Below are 3,206 nucleotides of genomic sequence, written 5' to 3'. Positions count from 1 at the left end.
CATAATTCATAATTCATAAAACATAATTCATAATTCATAAAACATAATTCATAAAACATGAATGCAGTTAAAATAGGAATTATAGGTACCGGCTGGATTGCCGAGAAGATGGCAATCACCCTTAAAGATATGAAAGGCGTAGAAGCATATTCAATCGCCTCCCGCCAACTGCAAACCGCCCACGACTTTGCCCAAAAGTGGGGTTTTACCTGCGCCTACGGTTCTTACGAAGAAATGCTTGATGACGAACAAGTGGAGTTGGTATATATCGCCACTCCACACTCCCACCATTTTGAGCACGCACGTATGAGCCTGTTGAAAGGTAAAGCCGTACTATGCGAGAAAGCATTCACAGCCAATGCCCGCCAGGCAGAAGAGTTGCTGAATCTTGCCAAAGAGAAACAACTCTTCATCACCGAGGCCATCTGGACACGCTACATGCCCTTATCCCAAACCATCAATGAAATTATAGCAAGCGGCATTATCGGACACCCCATGACACTATCCGCCAACCTCGGATATCCCATCGGCAACCGCGAACGGCTCAGGCAACCCGCCCTTGCAGGTGGAGCCTTGCTCGACCTGGGAGTCTACACGCTAAACTTCGCTTCCATGATATTCGGCAACGATGTTGAGCGAATCACTTCCACCTGCATCAAGACCGACACCGGAGTAGATGCCCAAAACAGTATAACCCTGACTTTCAATGACGGGAAAATGGCCGTATTGCACAGCACCATGTTAAGTATGACCGACCGCCAAGGCATCATCTCAGGTGAGAAAGGCCATCTGATTGTAGAAAATATCAATAATCCGCAACGGGTTATCGTAGTGACGGAAGATTATAAAACCATAGCCACCTATAACTGCCCGCCACAGATTACCGGATATGAATATCAGGTGTACGCTTCCGTCGAAGCCTTACGGAACGGATGGATTGAATCTCCTTATATGCCACATGCTGAAACCTTGCGTATCATGCGTATAATGGACGGTTTACGCAAAGAGTGGGGCGTACGCTATCCCGCTGATGAATGAATAAATCACATAGTCTTTTATTTTATGAAGAGAATATTCACCCTGTTTTTACTATTACCGTTTTTGCTTCCCGCTTTTGCCGAAGACGGCAGCCGCCTCTGGCTCCGGTATTCTACGGATGGGAACGCAACCGTATCCTGCAATAAGCAATCACCCATATCGGAAATTGCAACCGCCGAACTGCGGAAAGCTTGGAAAGGAGTACCTGTCGCATTGAACCTCCAACGTAATAAGGAATCGCAGACCTTAGGAGAAGAAGGATATATCCTCCGCACCTCGGACAACGGTCAGAACATAACCATCACTTCTGCCGGAGAACATGGGTTACTCTACGGAGCTTTCCACCTCTTACGCCTGCAAGATACAGGCGCAGACTTCTCGAAGTTGAATATCAAAGAAAGTCCCGCCTACAACCTGCGTATTCTTAATCATTGGGATAACTTAGACCGCACCGTCGAACGGGGCTATGCCGGACAATCATTATGGGATTGGGAAGCCCTGCCCGCTACCCTCTCCGACCGTTATACGGATTATGCCCGCACCAATGCTTCCGTCGGAATTAACGGCACGGTATTGAACAACGTAAACGCGTCTTCTCAAATTCTTTCCGCTGAATATCTGGAAAAAGTGAAAGCGCTGGCCGATGTATTCCGTCCTTACGGCATTCGCGTATATCTTTCCGTCAATTTCGCCTCGCCCATGCAGTTGGGCGGACTTCCTACAGCCGACCCGCTCAATAAAGACGTAATCGCCTGGTGGAAGAATAAAGTGAAAGAAATCTACCGCTTCATTCCCGACTTCGGAGGCTTTCTCGTAAAAGCCAATTCCGAGGGACAGCCCGGTCCGTGCGACTTCGACCGTACCCATGCGGAAGGCGCCAATATGCTGGCAGATGCGCTAAAGCCTTATAAAGGTATTGTCATGTGGCGCGCTTTCGTCTACAGTCCTACGGATGCCGACCGTGCCAAACAGGCTTATCTGGAGTTCCAACCGCTGGATGGACAATTCCGTAACAATGTAATCATACAGATAAAGAATGGCCCGGTTGACTTCCAACCCCGCGAACCGTACAGCCCGTTGTTTGGCGCCATGCCGAGAACCGCGCAGATGGTGGAGTTTCAGATAACGCAAGAGTATCTGGGCTTTTCCAACCACCTTGCCTACCTTGCCCCGATGTGGGAGGAGTTCTTTGACTTCGTACAGCCCTCTTCACTGAAAGCCATGTCAGGCGTTGCCAATATCGGCACAGATACAAACTGGTGCGGACACCACTTTGCACAATCCAACTGGTATGCTTTCGGACGTCTTGCCTGGAACCCGGAGTTATCTTCTGAAGCAATAGCGGAAGAGTGGTTGAAACAAACATTCTTTGATGCGCACAACCAACAGCATGTTCCTGTTGCTTATGAAGTATACCGAATGATGATGGAAAGCCGTGAAGCTGTAGTAGATTATATGATGCCGCTCGGACTGCATCATCTTTTCGCATGGGGACACCACTATGGACCTGAGCCTTGGTGTGATATACCCGGCGCCCGGAAGGACTGGATGCCGTCTTATTACCACAAAGCCGGCAAGTCGGGCATAGGTTTCGACCGTAGCCACACCGGCAGTAATGCAACCGCTCAATATCCGGACTCGCTTTGTAGTCTCTACGACAATATCAGTACCTGCCCGGACGAGTATCTCCTGTGGTTTCATCATGCTCCGTGGAATCACACCATGCAAAGCGGGCGTACGCTATGGGACGAACTTTGCTACCGTTACGATAAAGGCGTGCAGCAAGTCAGAAGTTTCCAAAGAATATGGGATCTGGCTGAGGGTTGCATCGACGAGGAACGCTTCAAAGACGTGCAATCACGTCTGAAGATACAGGCGCGTGATGCCGTTTGGTGGAAAGACGCCTGCCTGCTTTACTTTATGGAATACTCAGATATGCGAATTCCTCACGACATAGAACGACCGGTACATGAGTTGGATGACTTGAAACAAGTAAAACTTCCGATTGGCAATCACGAATGTCCTGCAAGAAAAATGTTAAACCAGAGAAGATAACTCACCGGCTAAACCAATACGCTTTTTCATAATCCATATCCCTTTTATTCCCCTCCGACTCTCTGATAACGGGAAGTTGAAGGGGAATATTGATTAAAGTAAGGTGATTAAAG

2 protein-coding genes are annotated in these 3,206 nt (G+C 48.5%); both read left to right on the top strand.

The window, feature by feature from the left end:
* Positions 1 to 57: 57 nt before the first annotated feature.
* Positions 58 to 1,038: a Gfo/Idh/MocA family protein gene (locus tag B2Z67_RS09275; RefSeq protein WP_291529543.1), complete on the top strand. Its 981-nt coding sequence runs from the start codon at positions 58 to 60 to the stop codon at positions 1,036 to 1,038.
* Between the two features lie 24 nt (positions 1,039 to 1,062).
* A complete protein-coding gene (locus B2Z67_RS09270) occupies positions 1,063 to 3,093 on the top strand; it encodes an alpha-glucuronidase family glycosyl hydrolase (RefSeq protein WP_291529542.1) in 2,031 nt (676 codons plus the stop codon).
* The last annotated feature ends 113 nt before the right edge of the window (positions 3,094 to 3,206 follow it).

The organism is Bacteroides sp. UBA939 (assembly GCF_002293435.1).
Taxonomy (GTDB): Bacteria; Bacteroidota; Bacteroidia; order Bacteroidales; family Bacteroidaceae; genus Bacteroides.
This window is presented reverse-complemented; position numbering and strand designations above follow the sequence as displayed.